At 69.0% G+C, this 2,493-nt stretch carries 1 protein-coding gene; it reads right to left on the reverse strand.

The annotated features are described in order from the left end of the window. Positions 1-40: 40 nt before the first annotated feature. Positions 41-2,356 (reverse strand): putative bifunctional diguanylate cyclase/phosphodiesterase, encoded by a 2,316-nt coding sequence (locus tag VW23_RS00330; RefSeq protein ID WP_069907614.1) that lies wholly within the window; start codon positions 2,354-2,356, stop codon positions 41-43. Positions 2,357-2,493 lie beyond the last annotated feature (137 nt).

Genomic DNA, 2,493 nt, shown 5'->3' on the forward strand with positions numbered 1-2,493 from the left:
CCTCAAGGGGGAGGGGAGCGAGGGCTCCGTAGTCCAACCCTCAGGCCACGGCCCGCTCCCCTGCAATGCGCGCGGCAATCTCCGCCGCCGGGACCGGCCGGCCGATCAGATAGCCCTGGCCGATATCGCAGCCCATGCCGGCCAGCAGCTGACGCTGCGCCTCCGTCTCTACACCTTCTGCCACCGTGGTTTTGCCGAGGCGTCGTGCCAGATCGACAATGGTCTGGACGATCGCCGCGTTGGCCGTGCCGGCCTCGAGCGTGCGCACAAAGCTCTGGTCGATCTTCAGCTTGTCGAAATCGAGCCCGCTCAGATAGCTCAGTGACGAATAGCCGGTGCCGAAATCGTCGATGGCGATGCCGACGCCGAGGCCGCGGAGGTTGGCGAACATCTGCGTCAGCCGCTCCGGCGTCTCGACCAGCACGCTTTCGGTGATCTCGAGATCGAGCCGCTTCGCCTCGAACCCGGTTTCGACCAGCACGTCGGCCACCCGCTCGCCGATATCGTCGAGCCGGATCTGCGCCGCCGACACGTTCACCGCCAGCCGCCCGTCCCAGTCCCATGCGGCAGCTGCCTTGCAGGCCTCCGCCAGGACGAACGCCCCCAGCGGCACGATCAGCCCGGTTTCTTCGGCCAGCGGGATGAAATCGGCCGGTGACACCGGCCCAAGCACCGGGCTCTGCCAGCGCACCAGCGCTTCCACCCCGACCAGCGCTCCATCGCTGAGACTGATCTGCGGCTGGAACACCACGGTCAACTCGCCACGCCCGATCGCCTCCCGCAGTTCGGCGTCGATGCGGCGGCGCCGGTCGACGCCGGTTTCCATGCTGGGCTCGAAGGTGCTGACGCCATGGTCCTGTGCTCCGATCCGCAGTGCCAGTTCAGCGCGCTCCAGCATCTGGGCGGCACTGGCGTCCGGCGAGGCACCGTCGAGCGCCAGCGCCACGTCGACATGCACGTTGTGTCCTTCGACCATGATCGCCGGCCGCAGCGCGGCACGGAGGCCCCAGTCGAGCCGTTTCAGGCTGGCCTCGGTCGGCGCCTTCTGCAGCGCAATGGCGAACACGTCGCGATCGATCAGCCCGACCGCGCCGAGGTCCAGTAGCTGCAGGCGCCTGGCGATGGCCTTGAGCGCCAGCTCGGCCACGGGCTGACCCAGTGCGCCGCGCACCAGATCCATCCTCAGGACCCCCACCAGCACCACCGCCGGCGCCGGATGGGTTGCCATATGCTCGATGAGCCCGCTGCGTGACAGCGCATCGGTCGCCGCATCATGGCGCGCCAGGTACAGCAGCCGCGCCTGCGCCCGTCGCCGCTCGCCATACTCGCCAGCCAAGGCAAAGGCGACATGCTGGCCCAGCAGCAGCAGTGCGGCGATCTCGAACCCGGCCGTGCGCAGCACCAGCCCGTACTGCCGCTGCAGCAGCAATGCCGCGACCTCGCCGAGCCCCACGGCGGCAACGACGATCGCCGTGGCGGTGCGCACCCGCAGGCCCCCTCGCGCTGCAAAAACCAGGGCGAGCAGCGCCGCAGCCGCAATGCCCGGCCAATCGCCCAGTGGGGTCAGCGCGCGTCCGGCCTTCAGCGTTTCGAGCCCGGCGATCTGCACCAGCGGCCCCGGCAGCATGCCGTAGCGCGGCACCGCAAAGATATCGCGCAACTCGATGGCGCTCGCCCCGATTACCACCTGTCGGTCGACGACGCGCTGTGCGTCCACCTTGCCGGCCAAGAGGTCGCCGGCCGTGATGCGGTCGATACTCCGGAGGTTGATGCCATAGTCGATATGGATGTCGCCTGCCGGCGCCGGCTTGCCGTAAAGCGCCACCGGCAGCGCCGCGATGCTGGCTCCGCCCGTCGTGGTCGCCGCGGCAAAGCGGTCGATCAGGCCGTCGCGCGTCGCCGAGACATTGACCGAAGCCGCTGTCGCATGCGCGGCAAACGCCTCGATCGGCAGGCTGAGCCGCAAGGCCCGGGTGGCCCCGTCAACCTGCTCGAAGGCGGCGAGATAGGCATAACCGCCGGCCGCCTCGAGAGCGGCGGCCAGCGCCGCATCGCCCTCCGGGCTGGAGCTGGCGGAAAAATCGATATCGAAGGCAACTTCGGCGGCGCCGAGCCCCATCAGCCGGTCGAGCAGTTCGGCATGCAGCTGTCGCGGCCACGGCCACACCCCGACCTGCGCCAGGCTGGCGCTGTCGATATCGACGAATACCACCTGGCCGCTGGCTGGGCGGTCGCTGAACTGAAACCTGCTATCCCCGGTCAGCCGGTCGAGCGAGGCGAAGGCGCCAAAATACCCGGCCGCGAATACCGCTCCGACAATCAGGGCCGCGAGCCCGAACCGCGCCAGTACCGCCAATTGCCGATCCGCCCCGTGCCACTCCGGGGGCAACGATAGCGGCAACCGCTCTGGGAAGAATTAACGGGGGACGGGCTCGGCAGTTGGAGATAGAGGCACGCCGTCGCGAGGACAGCTCAGTGCGCACAGAGTACCCC

The organism is Devosia insulae DS-56, from assembly GCF_000970465.2.
Classification (GTDB): domain Bacteria; phylum Pseudomonadota; class Alphaproteobacteria; order Rhizobiales; family Devosiaceae; genus Devosia_A; species Devosia_A insulae.